This is a genomic window from Geomonas diazotrophica (genome assembly GCF_018919385.1).
Taxonomy (GTDB): domain Bacteria; phylum Desulfobacterota; class Desulfuromonadia; order Geobacterales; family Geobacteraceae; genus Geomonas; species Geomonas diazotrophica.
In genome coordinates this window covers 103727-121049 of sequence record NZ_JAHLMF010000002.1, presented here as the reverse complement: position 1 = coordinate 121049, position 17323 = coordinate 103727, and the positions used below count along the sequence as shown (strand labels likewise).

At 61.4% G+C, this 17323-nt stretch carries 16 protein-coding genes; 8 read left to right on the top strand and 8 right to left on the bottom strand.

All coding sequences use genetic code 11. From position 1 onward, the window contains the following. Positions 1 to 10 precede the first annotated feature (10 nt). The 5 genes from KOM00_RS02740 to KOM00_RS02720 all read right to left on the bottom strand — a co-directional run bounded on the left by KOM00_RS02740 (position 11) and on the right by KOM00_RS02720 (position 1893). A complete protein-coding gene (locus KOM00_RS02740; RefSeq protein WP_216497304.1) occupies positions 11 to 535 on the bottom strand; it encodes a cytochrome c3 family protein in 525 nt (174 codons plus the stop codon). Positions 536 to 596: 61 nt separating this feature from the next. After that, positions 597 to 773: a hypothetical protein gene (locus KOM00_RS02735; RefSeq protein ID WP_216497303.1), complete on the bottom strand. Its 177-nt coding sequence runs from the start codon at positions 771 to 773 to the stop codon at positions 597 to 599. A 39-nt stretch (positions 774 to 812) separates the two neighbouring features. Further along, positions 813 to 1061: a hypothetical protein gene (locus tag KOM00_RS02730; RefSeq protein ID WP_216497302.1), complete on the bottom strand. Its 249-nt coding sequence runs from the start codon at positions 1059 to 1061 to the stop codon at positions 813 to 815. 84 nt (positions 1062 to 1145) lie between these two features. Continuing rightward, a complete protein-coding gene (locus KOM00_RS02725) occupies positions 1146 to 1532 on the bottom strand; it encodes a response regulator (protein ID WP_216497301.1) in 387 nt (128 codons plus the stop codon). A 109-nt stretch (positions 1533 to 1641) separates the two neighbouring features. After that, complete coding sequence (locus KOM00_RS02720; RefSeq protein WP_216497300.1) at positions 1642 to 1893, bottom strand: hypothetical protein; 252 nt, start codon at positions 1891 to 1893, stop codon at positions 1642 to 1644. Positions 1894 to 2452: 559 nt separating this feature from the next. On the opposite strand from KOM00_RS02720, the gene KOM00_RS02715 reads away from it, so the two are divergent. From KOM00_RS02715 to KOM00_RS02680, 8 genes are all read left to right on the top strand, one after another. Continuing rightward, positions 2453 to 3859 carry a sigma-54-dependent transcriptional regulator gene (locus KOM00_RS02715; protein WP_216497299.1) on the top strand — a complete coding sequence of 469 codons (1407 nt, stop codon included), beginning with the start codon at positions 2453 to 2455 and terminating at the stop codon, positions 3857 to 3859. Between the two features lie 210 nt (positions 3860 to 4069). After that, complete coding sequence (locus KOM00_RS02710; protein ID WP_216497298.1) at positions 4070 to 6382, top strand: hybrid sensor histidine kinase/response regulator; 2313 nt, start codon at positions 4070 to 4072, stop codon at positions 6380 to 6382. Positions 6383 to 6386: 4 nt separating this feature from the next. After that, complete coding sequence (locus KOM00_RS02705) at positions 6387 to 7802, top strand: sigma-54-dependent transcriptional regulator (protein WP_216497297.1); 1416 nt, start codon at positions 6387 to 6389, stop codon at positions 7800 to 7802. 312 nt (positions 7803 to 8114) lie between these two features. Then, positions 8115 to 8384 (top strand): hypothetical protein, encoded by a 270-nt coding sequence (locus KOM00_RS02700; RefSeq protein ID WP_216497296.1) that lies wholly within the window; start codon positions 8115 to 8117, stop codon positions 8382 to 8384. A gap of 24 nt (positions 8385 to 8408) precedes the next feature. Then, complete coding sequence (locus KOM00_RS02695) at positions 8409 to 9122, top strand: response regulator (RefSeq protein WP_216497295.1); 714 nt, start codon at positions 8409 to 8411, stop codon at positions 9120 to 9122. 30 nt (positions 9123 to 9152) lie between these two features. Further along, positions 9153 to 10241 (top strand): cytochrome c3 family protein, encoded by a 1089-nt coding sequence (locus KOM00_RS02690; RefSeq protein WP_239027594.1) that lies wholly within the window; start codon positions 9153 to 9155, stop codon positions 10239 to 10241. Further along, entirely contained in the window at positions 10238 to 10957 is a 720-nt protein-coding gene (locus tag KOM00_RS02685; RefSeq protein ID WP_216497294.1) for a cytochrome b/b6 domain-containing protein, read from the top strand. The genes KOM00_RS02690 and KOM00_RS02685 overlap by 4 nt, the downstream gene beginning before the upstream one ends. A 36-nt stretch (positions 10958 to 10993) precedes the next feature. Continuing rightward, positions 10994 to 11539, top strand: a complete 546-nt coding sequence (locus KOM00_RS02680) for a hypothetical protein (protein WP_216497293.1) — start codon at positions 10994 to 10996, stop codon at positions 11537 to 11539. A 98-nt stretch (positions 11540 to 11637) separates the two neighbouring features. Here KOM00_RS02680 and KOM00_RS02675 read toward each other — a convergent pair whose 3' ends face one another. The 3 genes from KOM00_RS02675 to KOM00_RS20870 all read right to left on the bottom strand — a co-directional run bounded on the left by KOM00_RS02675 (position 11638) and on the right by KOM00_RS20870 (position 17247). Beyond that, on the bottom strand, positions 11638 to 12630 hold the full coding sequence (locus tag KOM00_RS02675) for a cytochrome c3 family protein (RefSeq protein WP_216497292.1): 993 nt from the start codon (positions 12628 to 12630) through the stop codon (positions 11638 to 11640). 422 nt (positions 12631 to 13052) lie between these two features. Further along, positions 13053 to 14699, bottom strand: a complete 1647-nt coding sequence (locus KOM00_RS02670; RefSeq protein ID WP_216497291.1) for an aspartate:alanine exchanger family transporter — start codon at positions 14697 to 14699, stop codon at positions 13053 to 13055. A 64-nt stretch (positions 14700 to 14763) separates the two neighbouring features. Continuing rightward, positions 14764 to 17247 carry a methyl-accepting chemotaxis protein gene (locus tag KOM00_RS20870; protein ID WP_216497290.1) on the bottom strand — a complete coding sequence of 828 codons (2484 nt, stop codon included), beginning with the start codon at positions 17245 to 17247 and terminating at the stop codon, positions 14764 to 14766. Between the last annotated feature and the right edge of the window lie 76 nt (positions 17248 to 17323).

The window sequence follows — 17323 nt, the reverse complement described above, 5'->3', positions numbered from 1 at the left end:
TTGGTGCATCTCATTCCTCTTCTGCATGGGCGGGTTTGGCTCCCTTGCGGTTCGTGCTGTAGAAGGCGGCGCCCTCTTTGGTGCGCGGATGGCAGTCCTGGCACCCGGTCGGGCCGTTGCCCACCTTGGTGTGGCAGCCGATGCAGTTTTGGTGCATGGCCCCCTTGAGTCCCATCTTGTCCAGGTGGTAGCGCTGCTTGTCGGCGCGCTTGGCGGCCAGGGTCTCCGGGGAAAACGGGGTGGCCGAATGGCACCCCTTGCAGGAGACGACGGCGGTCGGGCTCGAGTTCTGGTGGCAGCGCACGCAGTTGGGGTCCAGGACCAGGGTGCCGGTGGTGTGGTGGTGGCAGTCCGCGCATTCCTTGATCGACTGGATGTGCTTGCTGTGGTTGAAGGTGAACGGGCTGAACAGCTTGCCGTTCGGGTTCAAGGTGATGGAGTCCGGCACCGGTGCGCACTGCAGCGCAGCAGGGGAGGACACCGAGATGGCGCCTATGGAAAGCGCGGCAACTATAAGATGTTTGTAAGAGGACATGTCATGTTCTCCTGGCTCTGTAGTAGTGGGGAGGCTCACTCCCTTGCTGCCTGGTCCGATGCTAGTGGCGCGCCGCTTCCTTGCCTTCTTCCTGCTCACGCTTGTGCAGGTAGCGGTAGAACATGGGGAACCCGATGAAGAAGGCTACGCAGATCAGGTACTCCACTCCTTTGATGTACTGGTAGAAGTCGACCAGCGTGAAGACTTCCTTTATCTGTCCTATGGTGTCCAGTGTCATGGCTTGGCTCCTTTGCGATCAGGTTGAATTCCATCGCCGCTAGTGGCTCTTGACGCGGGAGGGGGATTTTTCCTGCTCTTTGCCGATCCCCTTCAGCATGCCGTACAGGGTGATCAGGGCAGGGATCAGCTGGACCACCAGCACCAGGGCGCAGAAACCGAGGAAAAGCAGGATCCCCATCTTGCTGACGAAGACCTTGCTGGTCGAGGCGGCGAAAGCGTTGGCTGTCGTCATGAGAAAAACAACGGCTGTGTTCACTAAGGCTGGCAGACGCATCTTGGTTTTCATGGTTTTCTCCTTTTGGGGCGTTGATGTGAAAGACTCGGTCGTTTTATCTTCGGGGCCTCCCGGTGCCTGCCCCCTTTGTTACCCTTAGGCCATCTGCAACTTGAGGCTGTCGAAGGCACACTGAACTGCCTGTCTGATCTCGGCGCGGTCCTCGGCATTAACCGGTTTCAGCGCGTGATAGAAGATCCCCTCGCTCCTGAGCTTTCTGGAGAGCGGCAGCGAGGTGCCGGCGGCTATGAGAATGATTGACAGTTTGCGGTTGCACTGTTTCAGCAGCGGGATGATCTCCGATGCCGAGAACTCGTCGAACTTGGTCCCCAGGAGCACCACCTGCGCGGTTCTTTTCAGGATCCCGGAAAGGGCGCTTTCTATGGAGTTGGTGACGATCACGTTGTAGCCGGACTCGATGAACATCTCGGCCATCTGTTTTCTGCAGTCCATGTCTTCGTCCACGATGAGAAGTCCTTGCATAGCTTTACCCTCACACGGCTGGGAGCATCGGTTCCGCTGTAGCTTGGCTGTGCACCGCCGACACCGGGGGCGCGCCGGCGGAAGTCCCGCCCCGCCAGCCGGCCAGCGGTCATAGGCTGGTCCTGTTGTTCTTGGCAGCCTCTTTCGCGCGCCGCTCGGCTTCGGTGGAAAAGATCCCTTTGAAGATACGGAAAAACATCGTGAGGCCGGGGACCAGCTGAAACAGGATCATCATGGCTACGAATGCGATAAAGACGATCGCGCCCAGCCCGAGCCCCGCGCTTTCCGTTGCGGCGGGAGATGCCATAGCCTGGGTTCCGTCCATCACCAGCGAGGCTGTCGTTACGGTTAGAACCTTCATGATAGTCTCCTTTCCTTTGGTGTGCCTGCGAACCTGGTCAGCTAACCTGCCTGATGACCTTACTAAGCATCCAACGTGCCATCCGCGAGAAAAAGTTATAAGTTGCTGGTTTTCCGTGTGTTTGTTGGCGGATGCGTTTCCTCTTGGGGGCGGCCGGGGCGGTCCAATGTATAGCCGCCCTATACATGCCGCGGCTCCCCCAGGAGCGGGCTTGTTGCGGCGGTCAGGAAAAACGCAATGATTTCGGCGTACAAGGGGGCGGGGCGCGGTGTATTGTTCCGGCATACACTAATAAATCCGGGTGCATTGGCGCGCTCAAGGTCGGTCGTCGGCCGCAGCCGGAGGCGAAACGGCAGCTCAGTCACAGGCAATGCAGTGAAAGTATTTTCATGTCTTTTTGTTGACAGAGAACCCTTTGTGGGCTATTGATACAGCGGGCGGACTCCGTCGTGGGAGCCTCTCAATGGCAGAGGATGACGCGTGGGGCCGTCCTGCTTCAGCGGGCTCGAAAAACCGATAGGCGCGGTGCATCTATAGCTGGATATAACATGGTGATTCTATGCATATTCTTATCGTTGATGATGAGTCTGTTATTAGGGATGGCCTGTCACGAATTCTCGAAGGAGATTCCTTCACCGTAGATGCCGCCAAGAACGGGCATGCTGCCATAGAGCTTTTGCAGCAGAAACAGTTCGATCTGATAATCACCGACCTCAAGATGCCGGGCATGAGCGGGTTCGAGGTGCTGAACGCGGTCAAGATACTGCAGCCGGACACTCCGGTGATCATGATCACGGGGTTCGCCACGGTGGAGACCGCCGTCGAGGCGATGAAAAACGGCACCGTCGACTACATCGTCAAGCCCTTCACGCCCGAGCAGATCCTGGAGAAGGTACACCTCGCGCTGGAACAGAAGAAGACCACGGTGGAAGACATCGTGGTGAAGAAGGAGATCGACTGCCACCACGGCTTCGACGATTTCGTCGGGGAAAGTCGGGAGATGCAGAAGGTCTACCGCCGCATCATCCAGGTCGCCTCCACCGACAGCACCGTCCTGATCACCGGCGAGAGCGGCACCGGCAAGGAGCTCGCCGCCCGCGCCATCCACAAGCACAGTTCCAGGCGCGACCAGCCCTTCGTCGCCGTCGACTGCACCGCGCTGGCGGAAAACCTCCTGGAAAGCGAGCTCTTCGGCCACGTGAAAGGTTCCTTCACCGGCGCCATGCAGACCAAGATGGGCCTGTTGATGGTCGCCGACGGGGGGACGCTCTTCCTCGACGAGGTCTCCAACATCAGCCTCTCCACCCAGGCGAAACTCTTGCGCGTCTTGCAGGAGCGCCAGGTCACCCCGATCGGCGGCACCCAGCCGGTCTCCTTCAACATCCACCTCGTGGCCGCCACCAACCGCAACCTGAAGACCATGGTGGCCGAGGGGAAGTTCCGGGAAGACCTCTTTTTCCGTCTCAACATCATCCCCCTGGAACTCCCCCCGCTGCGCGAGCGTAAAGGGGACATTCCGCTCCTGATCCGCCATTTCATGCACAAGTTCGTCGAGGAGGTCGGCAAGGACCTGCGGGGCATCTCCCCGGAGGCGATGCACTTTCTGGAGAACTACGCCTACCCGGGCAACGTCCGCGAACTGGTGAACACCATCGAGCGCGCGGTGGTCCTGTGCGAGGGGGACGTGATCCAGAAGGAAAATCTGGAATTGGGCGAGGCGGCCGAGGTCTGCAGCACCGGGTTCGACGGCTTCGTCCCGACCAGCGCCGAGGCCCTCAAGGAGATGAAGCGCCACATCCGCGACCGCTCCGTCGAGAACGTCGAGAAAGCGTTCGTGATTCAGGCCTTGAAGCGCAACAACTGGAACATCTCCCGCGCCGCCGAGGAAACCGGCATGCTGCGCCCCAATTTCCAGACCATGTTGAAGCGGTTGGGCATCTCCGTTAAGGACTATTTCGGGCGGTAGGGTAGCCCGGCCGGTCTCCCGTCGCTGCACGAGACGCTCCCCCCGACAGCTACCACCGCGGCAGATGCTGTTTCTGCGTCGCCGCTTTTCCCCTGACTTCCTCACAGCTCTTCTCTTTAATTCTGCGCAGACTCATGGCGAGCTTTTTCCAATGTGTTAAACTCAATGCGGGTTTCTCTTAACGGCCGCGAACGGCAGGGGAGAGCGTGCATGAAACAGATCAACAGTGAAAGAAAGCTGACCCCCCTCAATATCACGATCGTCTATGCCGTAGTCGGTGTCCTCTGGGGCGCCGCTTCCTGCCTGTTCCCCGCCGTGCTGGCACACAAAAGCTTCATGTACACTTCCGTGGAGACCCTGAACCATGCCTTCTTCATACTTGCCACGGCTGCCCTGCTTTACCTCCTGATCAGCCGCAGTGAAGGCGACGTGGTGCGCGGCAAGGAATCGCTGTTCAGGGTGAACCGGGCGCTGAAGACCTTCAGCGGCTGCAACCAGGCTCTGGTGCGGGCCACGGATGAGCTGCAGCTGATGAAGGACGTCTGCCGCACCATCGTCGAGACTGGGGGGTACAAGCTGGCCTGGGTGGGGATGGCCGTGCATGACGACTGGAAGACGGTGCGCCCCGTGGCGCAGTGGGGCGACCGAGGGGGCTACCTCACCAAGCTGGACATGAGTTGGGCGGACATCGACCGGGGGCGCGGCCCCACCGGCACCGCCATCAGGACCGGCACCACGCGCATCGCCCAGAATATCCGCTACGATGCCAGTTGGACCCTGTGGCGGGAGGAGGCGCTGAAACATGGCTTCGCCGCGTCGATATCTCTGCCGCTGATAAACGAAGGGCGCCCCTTGGGAGCGCTGGTGATCTTCGCCGGGGAAAAGCGGGCCTTCGGGAAACAGGAGGTCAAGCTCCTGGAGCAACTGGCGGACGATCTCTCATTTGGGATCGCGACCTTGCGCATGAACGTGGAGCGCAAGAAGGCGGAACAGGAAATCATGCTGCTCGCCTCGGTGATCGAACAGTCCAAGGAAGGGCTCATCCTTTTCGACAGCGACGGGCTGATACAGTACGTGAACCCGGCCATCGAGACCATCACCGGGCACGACGCCCAGTGCGTGGTCGGGCGCAACGTCGCTGCTCTGGGCGACGGCGACGGCGGCGTGGAGCTCTATCGTTTCGTGTGGGCCGACCTGACCAAGGGGGAGCGGCGGACGGGGGGGCACTTTATCCAGAAGGGCAAAGATGGGGAGTGCTACGAGATCGACATCACCTTCTGGTCCATCTCGGATACCTGCGGTGCGGTGAAGAACCACGCCGCCCTGGTGCGCGACGTGACCCACGAACTGCAACTGGAGCGGCAACTGCGCCAGGCCCAGAGGATGGAGGCCATCGCGACCCTGGCCGGCGGCATCGCCCACGACTTCAACAACAACCTGGCCTCCATCATCACCTGTACCGAGATGGCGCGGGACGACGTGGCGCCGGAAAGCCCCCTGCGCGAGCTTTTGGACGTGGTGCTGAAGTCGAGTTACCGGGGGCGCAAGCTCGTGAAGCAGATCCTCACCTTCTGCTGCAAGGGGGAGCAGGAGCGGCAGCCGGTCCAGGTCGAGTCGATCATGAGCGAGTGCCTGAACCTGATGCGCCCGTCGATCCCTTCCTCGATAACGGTGCACGCGCATCTGGAACCGGACCTCGGCATGATCATGGCCGACCCGACCCAGATCCACCAGATCATCATGAACCTGGTGACCAACGCGAGCCATGCCATGAGGCTCAAGGGGGGGACCCTCGAGCTGGCGCTGGAAAACGCCAATCTCGACGCCGATTCCTTCGGCGCACCCGATCTCCCTCCCGGACCGTACCTGAAGTTGACGGTCAAGGACTCGGGGCACGGCATGGACCAGAAGACCATGGAGCAGATCTTCGATCCTTTCTTCACCACCAAGGGGCACAACGAGGGTACCGGGCTCGGCCTGTCGGTGGTGCACGGCATCGTAAGGAACCACGGCGGGGGGATCACGGTAAGCAGCAGGCCAGGGCTGGGAGCCACCTTCGAGGTGTTTCTGCCCCGGACCGCCGCCGTGCAGAAGGATTGCCTGCTGCAGCCGGAGGAAGTTCCGGTGGCCGGCAGCGGCAGGATCCTCTTTGTCGACGATGAGGAGGATGTCGTCTTTGCCGGGAAGAAGATGTTGGAGCGGCTTGGGTACCAGGTGGTTACCGGCCGCGACGGCATGGAGGCGCTGGAAATCTTCCGCGCGGACCCGCGAGGCGTGGACCTGGTCATCACCGACCAGACCATGCCGCGCATGACGGGGATCGAGCTGTCCCGCGAACTCGTCGCCGTCCGCTCCGACCTGCCGGTCATTCTCTGCACCGGGTTGGGATCGGGGGTGGACCGTACCGCACAGCGCGAGGAGGCGGAGCAGGCGGGGGTCCGCGAGGTGGCCTACAAGCCGCTGGACCGCGAGGAGATGACGGCGATGATACACCGGGTAATGGCACCGGCCGGGGAGGCATGAGGAGATGGCGAAGATCCTGATCATCGACGACGAGGAGACTGTCTGCCAGTCCATGTCCCTGGTGGGCAAGCGTGCCGGGCACGAAACGAGCTGCGCTATGACGCTTGTCGCCGGCTGTCAGCTGGCGGCCGAAGGGGAGTTCGACCTGGTGTTCCTCGATGTACGGCTTCCCGACGGCAACGGGCTGGAGATGCTGCCGCGCCTGGCGCAGGCGCCATCGAAGCCCGAGATCGTCATCATGACCGGATACGGCGACCCGGCCGGCGCGGAATTGGCCATCAACAGCGGCGCGTGGGACTACATCGAGAAGGGATCATCGGTGAAGGACATCACCCTTTCCCTCGTGCGGGCCCTGGAGTACCGCAAGCAGAAGCTCTCCCTCTGCGGTCGCCAGGAGGTGGTCGCCCTGAAACGGGAGAATATCATCGGCAACAGCCCCGCCCTGACCGCCTGTCTCGATGCCGTGGCGCGCGCGGCGGTGAGCGACGCCGGCGTTCTGATCCTGGGGGAAACCGGGTCGGGCAAGGAGCTTTTCGCAAGGGCGGTGCACCAGAACAGCAAGCGCAGCGACAGGCCCTTCGTGGTGGTGGACTGCGCCAGCCTGCCGGAGACGCTGGTGGAGAGCCTGCTCTTCGGACACGAGAAGGGGGCCTTTACCGGCGCCGAAAAGGCGCGCGACGGTCTGATCAGCCAGGCTCATGGCGGGACCCTGTTCTTGGACGAGGTGGGTGAGCTCCCCTTCGCCACGCAAAAGGCTTTTCTCAGGGTCCTTCAGGAGAGACGCTATCGCCCGGTGGGGGGGCAGCGCGAGCTGGAGAGCGATTTCCGGCTGGTGGCGGCAACCAACCGCAACCTGAACCGGATGGCGGAGGAGGGAACCTTCCGCAGCGACCTCCTCTTCAGGTTGAGTACCTTCGTCATCGAACTCCCCCCGCTGCGGGAGCGCAGCGAGGACATCAAGGAACTTGCCCGCTATTACATGGACAGGTTCTGTGAGAATAACGGCCTGTCGCCCAAGGGGAGCTGCCCGGAATTCATGGAAACCCTGCAGGCCTACAGTTGGCCCGGCAACGTGCGCGAGTTCATCAACACCATCGAGCGCACCGTGCTGACTGCCCGGGAACAACCGGTTCTTTTCGCCCAGCACCTGCCTACGCCGATCCGGGTACAGGTGACCCAAAACGCCGTGAACCGCCACGAGGCCGCCGCCGCGCCCCCCGCTCAACTGTCGCCGCCTACCCAACTCCCCAAGTTGACCGACTTCCGTGACAGCATCTACAACCAAGCCGAGAAACAGTACCTCTGCGACCTGATGGCGCTGTCCCAAAACGACATCGCCACCGCCTGCAACCTATCCGGACTCTCGCAATCGCGACTTTACGCCCTGCTGAAAATCCACGACCTGCACCGCTCGGCCTAGCCGTCTCGCCATTCCCTTCTCCTCGCCCGATTCTTTCCTGCCGCGCAAGAGCGTTCCTGCACGGCAGGAAACCCAAGTCATCCCTTATTCGGCTCGAATCTCCATGTAAGCATTTGTTTTGACATCATTTTTATCCCCTTTGCCCGAAAGGGGCCGTCCAGGCAGACGTCCGCCCCTAATCCCGCAGTTTTCCGTCCCAATCCTGGCAAGTTACCGTGATAATTGGAATTTTTGTCGTAGGGCTCGTTTCGGCACCAGGGTTGCTATGTATGGGTAACCCTTCGGGGAATAATGCGGAAAAAGGAGAGGGCCATGACAAAGGAAACGCGGGAATCATTGTCCGGGAAAGTGACAAGTTGGTCGATCATCGGTGTGGTACTGGCCGGGACGCTGCTCATCTCCGGCATTGCCGACGTCTCCGAGGGGAGCGGTTTGATGGCGAAGATCTTTCTCCTCTTCATCGGCGCCATCATCGTGGTGCAGGTCATCCCTGGCATCATGCTCTTCAGCGCCATGCTCAAGGGTATTTACGGCCTGTTCGGCAAGAAGGTAAAGGTCCCCCTGGAAGAGGACAAAAAGTAGCTGTTGTGAGACGCGAGGTGCCTTATGGACGAACGGGGAATCATCATTGCGGACAGGGACGCGGATTTCCGCCGCCAGGTAGCCGAATACTTCCGCAAGGCGGGGTATGAGGTCGAGACCACTGATTCAACAGTCCACGTGCTTTGCAGCATCCTGCAGAAGAAGACGCCGGTGTTGTTGCTGGGAAGCGACTTCGACCAGAAGGTTTCGTCGTCGGATCTGATTCACCTGTTGAAAAAATGCAACCGCCATCTGAACGTCATCATGGTTTCCGACGATCTTCCCCTGACCCAGGCGAGGCAGGTGCGCAAGGCGGGGATCTTCTACCAGGCCATGAAACCGGTGGAAAACGGCGATACCGAAGAGCTCGGGCTCGCCGTGGAATGCGCCTTCAAGACCTACCGTGCCAATCGACAGCAGGAGCGCATGGAGGCCGCCATGAGGCGCAGGGCGCACCGGCGCGAGTCGGTGGCAAAGCAACCTGCCAGCGTCTCCAGGCGGTTCTCCTGGCTGATAGCCCTCGCCGTTCTCATCTTCGGGACCAGTTTCCTGGCCCTGTCGGCGGCGGAGAGCGTGCAGCGGGGGGGCAACCTGGGGATCTGGCTCTTCCTCGGATTCTGCGCGCTGTTGGTAGTGGCCCAGTTTTTCCCGGTGTTCCGGATCAAGTTGCCGCATCGCATCATGGCGCAGCAAGCTGCCAAAGAGCAGGCTGCCTCATCCGACAAAAAATCATCCTAGCTAAGGACCTGCTCCTGAAAGGAGGGATACGTGAAACCAGCCGACCTACAAAAGATGAGTTTGCTCGCGAAGCTCGCGTTCTGCGCCTGGGCCATCGCCGGCCTGATCGCGCAAGCGAGCGCCTGGGGCTTCTCTTACGGCGATCAGACCGCCAGCAACCAGGCGTGCCTTTCCTGTCACGGGAAAACCGGCGAGGTGCCGAAGGGATCCTTCGTCGACCCGCAACGGTTCACCCTGACAGCTCATGCCAGCATCGGGTGTGCAGCCTGCCACGCGACCGTGCCTTCCAACCACCCCGACGGGACCAAGGTGCCCAAGGCCGACTGCCGCGATTGCCACTCCGGGATCAGCGATGAGTACGCCAAGGGGCTGCATGCCGCCAAGACCGCCTGCAACGGGTGCCACAACCCGCACCTGGTACAGAATCCGAAAGACGTTTCCGGGCAGGAGATCAACGTGATCTGTTCCAACTGCCACAACTCCCTGGAGATGACGGCAAAGCACGGCGAGTGGCTGCCTCAGTCGGAACTGCACCTGCGCATGCTGCCGTGCATCACCTGTCATACGGGCGCCAAGGACTACTACATCAGCATGTACATCGTCAAGAGCAAGGGCGACAGCCGGTTCGGGAAGCAGGAAGTGGTCGAGTATGCCGAACTGAAAGCGATGGCCGGCGGGCGTCCCATCGTGTCCCTCATCGATACCAACCGGGACAACTACGTTTCGCTGGAAGAGCTGCGCGTGTTCAACCGTTCCCAGAAGTCGCTCCGGCTCTACGGGATGATGACTCCCTCGACGGTGTCCCACAAGTTCGAGATCCTGGACAGCAGGCGTAACTGCAGCTTCTGCCATACCTCGGGCTCGGGACTCATGCAGACCAGCTTCATAGCCGTACCGGATGAGAAAGGGAGCTTCCTGAGAGTGCCGGTAGAGAAGGGGGCGGTCCTTGATGCCCTCTACGCCGCCCCGGACTTCTACATGATGGGGTCCACCAAGAACGCGAATCTGAACAACGTGGGGCTCGCCATCATCTGCTGCGGTCTCATCATGCCGGTCGGGCACGGCTTCGTCCGGTTCCTGACCCGCAAAAACAGGAAACAAAAGGAGCATCAGTCATGAGCGAGAAAAAAAGGATATATCTGCAGCCCTGGCCGATACGCATCTGGCACTGGATCAACGCCTCGGGCATCATCATCCTGATCGTGTCTGGTGCCCAGATCCGCTTCCCCGAGAGCCTGAGCCTCTTCAATAGCTACAAGAGCGCCATCGAGGTGCACAACACCGCGGGGATCATCGTTTCCATCTCCTTCTCGTTCTGGTTCTTCTACTACAAGATGGTGAAGAACACGCTGGACAAGCTGTACATCCCGGACGAGGAGGACATCAAGCACGGCCTGGTACGCCAGCTCCTTTACTACTGCTTCTGGTACTTCCTGGGGCGGCCGAGCCCGTACCATGCCACGCCGGATCACAAGTTCAATCCGATGCAGAAATCGGCGTACCTGGCGGTGATGTTCGTGCTCATGCCGCTGGTCGGCCTCACCGGGATACTGCTGCTGAACGTTACCCCGCTGCGCGTGCTGATCCTGATGTGGGGCGGTATCAAGTTCATCGTCGCGCTCCATTTCCTCCTGGCTTGCTCGCTCCTTGCCTTCCTCTGCACGCACGTCTACCTGGCGACACTGGGAGATTACATCAAGCCGATGCTGATCGGATGGGAGGATGTGGAAGAGCATGAGGAAGTGGGGGGGACGGAAGTGGCCATTCCCGGCTACCGGCCGGTACGTCACTATCCGGAATACGAGCGGGCACTTCTGGAGCAGCGCCACAGTTGATGGGACGGGGGGCTGAACCAGGGAAAGGAGACGGCCATGTCAGGACATCATCTTATCGAGCATATCAAGGCAAAACCGGTGCGGAGAGTGGCCCAGGTCGCGGCGGCAAGTGATCTCTCATGGAACCGGGATCAGGTAGCCCACAACGTCGAGCAACTGCATGTCCTTTCCCGCAGGGGGCTGTGGGGGGTACTGCTCTTCCTCGCCCTGAGCGCGGCGGCACTTCTGCTCAGCCAGGGGACCGTGCCCGCCGTTGCCCAAGCGGAGCTGGAAGCCATCATCGGTCCTTTGCCGTCGGTCGACCTGCTCAACCTTGTCCTCGGTGTCTCCTGGCTGTCCGCCCTGGTGTTGATCCTGGGGCGCAGGGGGAGCGACGGCAGACCGGGGTACAGCTGGTGCAACGTCGGCCTCCCCGCTGCATTCTACCCGCTCTATGTCTTCTGCGACACGACCGGCACCTACTTTCCTGTCGTTTTCCTTGCCGGCCTCGTCTTACTGCTGCTGGAACACTGCTTCGTGGTAAGCTACACCGCCAAGGCGATCAAGGAGGAGACCGCCCGCCTGGAACGCCTGCGCGATTGATCCTTTTGTGCAGGAACGGCCCTCCATGCACAACCGGCCACTCGATTTCGAGTGGCCGGTTCTTTTTTACCCGCGGAAAGGGGCCGAACTTCGTCTCTCTAGCCGTGCTGATGGCAGGAGTCGCAGTTGCCGTTCACGGTGAAGGCGGCCTTGCCGTCGTGACAAGCGCCGCAGGACTTAGCCTTTTTCATCTCGTCCATCGAGACCGGCTTGCCGCCGCGCTTGGTCGGGAAGGTGCCGCTGTGGCAATCCTGGCACTTGTACATGCCCAGGTGGTTGCTGTGGCTGAACTTCACGTCCCCGACGTCGGCAACCTTGAACTTGATCTCCTGAACCGGATGGCACTTCTCGCATTGCGAAACGGCGAAGGCATCCTTGGCGTTGTGGCAGGCGCCGCAGGACTTCCCTTTCTCCATGGCCGCCATGGTGACCGCCTTGCTCGAACCAAGCGGGAACAGCTTGGTGTGGCAGGAGCTGCAGCTGTAGATTTCCACGTGCTTGCTGTGGCTGAAGACGGTGGGCCCGGTCTCCTTCACCTTGAAAACGACCTGCTTGGGGGAAGGATGGCAGCCGTCGCACTTGGCGACGCTGAACGCCTTCTTCCCGTTGTGGCAGGCACCGCACGATTTCCCCTTCTCCATCTCGGCCATGGTTACCTGCTTGTTGGGGCCGGTCTTGTAAAGGGAGTTATGGCAGGCGTTGCACTGCATGGTTTTCAGGTGCTTGTTGTGGCTGAAGAGCACCGGCCCGGTCTCCTTCACCTTGAAGGTGATGTTCTTGACCTGGTGGCAAGCCGTGCATTTGGCGACGCTGAACGCCTTCTTGCCGTTGTGGCACTTGCCGCATGATTTCCCCTTGTCCATGTCGGCCATGGTGTACTTGGTTTTGGCCGCGCGCGGATTCTCATGACATGTCTTGCAGCTCACGTTCGGGCTCTTCTCCGTTTTCTTCTTCAGGTGTTTGTTGTGGCTGAAGACCACCTTGCCCCCGCCGTCGGTCTGGTAGGTGATGTCCTTCAGCTCGATGGCGTATGCTGCGGAAGATCCTACGGCTAACGCGGCCAGGACAATGAACGCCGATTTGAATCTCATGGTTTTCCTCCTTTGACGGTGTATTGGATTGACTCCTTATATTTCTCCCCTGCGAGATCGGTTGCTGGGAGCGGCAGGACGCCAGCCGCACTGCTCTGCTGCGACGGATAAACCGGCACGAGATCTCTTTAGCATTAGCCGTGCCTGATTTTTCAATTAAGTGTAAGTTGATGTAATCACAGGAGTGTTTCGAAGTGGGGTCGATGGGCGCGGCCCGCGGCTGTATAAGGAAGCTATACACTCAATCGGGTTGAGTGATGGCAAGTTGCTAGAAAGTAATGTGTTTTATCCTGATGGGAGGTGCCGCGCGGTGGCGGCTGCTGTATAGCAAACATATACGAACGTCGCAGCCGAGCGCTTAAAAGAAGAGGGCCGCCGGCGCTAAGCCCGCGGCCCTCGTTTCCGGCTCCAGGTCTGGGCGGTCATAGCTGCCCCGTGGCAACGAGGATGATGTGCACCAGGATGATCTTGCCGATGGTGGCAAAGGGGAAGACGCAGGCGTACCCCTGGTCCGAGAGGTCGTTTCCGGTTTGTTCCTTGATGTAGCCCAGGCCGGGCGTTGAGGTATGCATCCCCGCAACGATGCCGACCGCCAGCGTCATCGGCAGCTTCATGATCTTGTGCGCGATGAAAAGCCCGAGGAAGGCCGTGACGGAGGTGACACAGACGCCCGTGATGAAGATGCTGCCGCCCCCCCCGTGGCTGAGCGTGGTGAGCAGGCTGTAGCCGGAGCGGGTGCCGATGCCGGCCAGGAACAGCACCAGCCCCACCTGCTTCAGCACCATGCTGGCGCTGTAGGGGAGGCTCCAGACCATCTTGCCGGTCCTGCCGAAGGTCCCCAGCAGGATCCCCACGATGAGCGGCCCTCCCGCGAAACCGAGCTGCATGCTCCCTCCGCCGGGGAAGGGGAAGGGGATCAGGCCCAGGACCAGCCCGATCACAAGCCCCAGGCTGAAGGTCATCACGTCCACCTCGCTCACCCTGCGGTAGGAGTTGCCGAAGAAGGCGGTCACCTCGTCCATGCAGGTCTTGTGGGCCAGCACCCTGACCACGTCCCCGAGCTCCAGAACCATCTCCGCCTCGGGGAGGAACTCGTTGTCGCCGCGGCGCACCAGCGTGATCACCTCTCCGAAGCGCTGGTCCTGGTGCAGCTCCCCTATGGTGCGCCCAATGGCCTGGGGGCTCGAGACGAAGATCCTGCGGTACTCGTACTCGGTGCGGTCCAGCCCCAGGCGTTCCTTGCTCCTTCTCTCCCCGAGCACCGTCGCGATCTTCTCGATCTCCTGCGGCGCCCCGGCCACCATCGCGAGGTCGCCCTGCTGCAGCACGGTCCCGGGACCGGCATAGAAGAACTCCTCCCCCCGCTTGATGCGGCTGAAGATGACCTCGCAGTCGTTCGACTCGTTCAAAAACTGAACGGTCATGTCGGGCGGATCCACCCTTTGCACCTTGATGGTGCAGTGCACCAGCGACTTGCGGTCCTCGGGCTTGCGCAGCACCTTGAACTCCGCCTGGTAGTCCACCTTCCAGATTTTCTGGCAGACGTTGATGGTCAGCATGAGGCCGATGACGCCGATCGGGTAGGCGACGGAGAAGCCGACCACCGGTTCGGCGAGCAGCGCCTCCAGCATGTCCGGCGGCGCGGTCTGGCGGATCGACTCCAGCGCGCCGCCCAGCGCCGGCGAGGCGGTCATGCTGCCGCAGAAGATGCCGGCGGCGATGCCGGGCTTGATCGCGAAGTACTTCTGCAGCGCGACGCAGAGCGCCGCCGAGGCGCAGAGCACCCCTCCGGCGAGCACGTTGTTCATCACGCCGTTTCGGCGGAAGGTCGAGATGAAGGAGGGGCCGGCGGAGAGCCCGACGGTGTAGACGAAGAGCGCCTGTCCCATGATGTACACGATGGCAGGCGCCTTCATGTCCGGATGGAGCATCCCGAAGGCAAGCCCTACGAAGAGGACGGCGCCGACGCCGAGGGTGATGCCGTACACCTTGATCTTCCCCAGGGGATAGCCCAGTGCTGCGACCATGAGCAGAAGCATCAACGGGTTCTCGAGGAGTATCTTGATCATGATTGCCACCTCTGTCGCTGGCGGGCGCCGCAACCCCGCCCTGATGAGCCTCACGCTCCCCTTGCTATTCGCTCAGCTTGAACTGCCCCACGAGCTTTTGCTGCTCCTCCGCCAGCCGTGACAACAGCAGCGCCGCCGACGCCGACTCCTGCGCGTTCTTCGCGGTGTCCTGCACCACCTCGTTGATGCTCTGGATGTTGTTGCTGATCTCTACCGTGGTGGCGGTCTGCTCCTCTGCTGCCGTGGCGATCTGGTTCACCTGCAGGGTTACCGAGCCGATCTGCTGCAGGATCTCCTCCAGGGCGGCGCCGGACTTCGCCGCCTCGACCGTGCCCTCCTCCACCCGGCTCACCCCCGACTGCATCACGCCGATGGCGCCCTTGGTCTGCTGCTGCACCGCCTTGATCATCTCTCCGATCTCCCGTGTGGCGCTGGTCGTCCTCTGCGCCAGGGCGCGCACCTCGTCGGCCACCACGGCGAAGCCGCGACCCTGCTCTCCCGCGCGCGCCGCCTCGATGGCCGCGTTCAGCGCCAGCAGGTTGGTCTGGTCGGCGATGTCGTTGATGGTGTTCACGATGGCGCCGATCAGCTCCGACTTCTGTCCGAGGTCGCCGACGGTGACCGCCGAGGCGCGTACCTGATCGGCAATCTGGTTCATGCCCCGGACCGTCCCCTTGACGACGTCGGCGCCGGCGACTGCGGCGTCGTTGGCCTGCTTGGAGCCTGCCGCAGCCTGCGTGCAGCTCACCGCGATGTCGTGGGAGGTGGCCGCCATCTCCTCGCTGGCCGTCGCCACCGTGGCCGCCTGCCCGGCGACCCGCGCCGCCCCGGCCGCCATCTGCTCGGCGGCGCAGGAGAGCTGGGTCGAGGTCGAGGCGACCTGCGTGGTGTTCTGCGATACCCGGGAGATGACCTCGTGGAAGTGCACGACGATGTTGTTGATGCTGTTGCAGATGTCGCCGATCTCGTCGTTCGAGCCGGCCTTGATCCGCCTGGTCAGGTTGCCGTCGGCGATCTCTGCGGTCACCACCTTGGCGTGGGAGAGGGGCTTGGTGATGGAGGCGATGATGCGCAGGCTGATCACCAGCGAGATTGCGATCACCGCGATGGAAACCGCGATCATCACGTAGGAGAGCAGGGTGGCGTTGTCCACCGCGTTGCGCACGCCGGTGAGGATCTGCTGCTGGTTCTCGCCGATGCTCTTCACCTGTTCCTCGCTTCTTTGCGCCTGCTCGCGCGAAATGCCGCGCGCCGACTCAAGCGCCTTCTGCATGGCGGCGTTGCTCCTGATCACCCCGAGCTTCGTGCTCTCTATCTTCTGGATCGAGGAGGAGGCGCGGCGCACGGTTGCCGAGACGTCGGACATTTTCTGTGCGAGTTCCTTCTGCCCCGAATCGAGCAGGACCTTTCTCGCCAGGGCGATGTTCGCCTCGATCCTCTTGCGGGTCTCCGCGAGGGTCGCGGTGAGTCTCCCCACCTCGGCATCGGTGGAACTGAGCATGATCTGCCGCACGCCGGAGTTGAGCTCCTTCACGTCGACGCTTATGTTGCTTCCCGCCTCCACGACGCTGTTGGCCGCGTTCTGGAAGCCAAGCGACGAGACCACCTTGTTGCGGTCCTTTACGATCTGCAGTTCCAGGGTGTCGATGGTGTTGAAGATCTTCTGGCTGTTCTCCTCCAGGGGCTTCATGATGTCGCGCGCCTTGTTGGCGTAGTGCTCGGCGTCCGCCTTCTCCGGGTTGTTCAACATCTCCAGCTTGAGGGCTATCAGCCCTCCTTCCTCGGCGCCGATCTGGTTCAGGATGTCGGTGGCCACCCCCTTGACCTCCCTGATGGCCGGGTTGTCCCCCTGGTCCGCCTCGATGTTGCGGGTCAGCTCCACCGTGTTCTTCAGGCGCTCCCTCAGGGGGGCCACCTTGAACTTGTTCTTCACAAGCTCCAGGTCGCTCAGGATGATGTTGATGTCCTTGAGCCGGCTTTGCAGGGTGAGGAGCTTCTTGATCGAGCTGTTCACCTGGAGGTTGGCGGCCTGCGAGGAGTTGATGTTGGAGAGGGCGCTGCTCCCCATCTGGCTGATCTGCTTGCGCAGGCCTGCGACGCTCTCTTCGGCCTTCCGCAATTCCGAGTTCACCGTGGCGATCTCGTTCTTGAAGAGGGTCATGTCCTTGAGTCTCTGGGAGGCGACCTGGACCACGGTCTTCTCTATGTTGCGCAGCACGGCCGTGTCCACGCCGCTGGACGCGGCGCCCCCTTTCACGATCTCGTCGTTCAGCTCTTCCATTCTCTTGATGCGGGTGGTGATGGCCTCCGAGAGGTGGGTCACCTCGGCCGGCTCCGTGGTCATCTCGAGTCGCATGAAGTCGGCGGAGACCTTTTCCACCGTCTGCTGCAGTTCCAGCATCTTCAAGTGCAGCGGCGTCGATTTGCCGGTCAGAATCTCGATGCTCGACTTGACCTTGGCTATGGAAAAGAGCCCGATCCCGGCCAGGACCGAAATGCCGACGATGGTCAGCGCGATGTTCCCCAAAAGCTTGCTTTTGACGGTCATTGCCACCCCCGCAGTAAGGTTGCAGCACCAATAAAACCGGTGCCGCGCAGGACGCGGCACCGGTCATCCGCTCTTC